Below are 219 nucleotides of genomic sequence, written 5' to 3'. Positions count from 1 at the left end.
GCTAAGAGCAATATATCTGACAAAGCTAAGACTAAAATAATAAATAATTATAGAAAACAAATAGAGATAATTAAAAACCACCCTAAAACATTTAACATTGAAAAACTGAATTCAATGATACTTGGTTGGCACAATTATTATAGCATAGCCACCCATGTAAACAAAGATTTTAGTGAAATAAATTTCTTAGTCAGAAAAAGGTTTTATAATCGAACAAGA

At 26.5% G+C, this 219-nt stretch carries 1 protein-coding gene; it reads left to right on the top strand.

Features of this window, described 5'->3' with window-relative positions; genetic code table 11:
• Positions 1-219 (top strand): group II intron maturase-specific domain-containing protein (locus GXK57_RS26295; RefSeq protein ID WP_279285540.1); only part of this gene is annotated, 219 nt, incomplete at both ends.

It is taken from the genome of Clostridium sp. C8-1-8, assembly GCF_009928445.1.
Lineage (GTDB): Bacteria > Bacillota > Clostridia > Clostridiales > Clostridiaceae > Clostridium_AR.
Note: the sequence above shows the minus strand (reverse complement) of the source record. Positions and strands in the feature narration are given on the sequence as shown.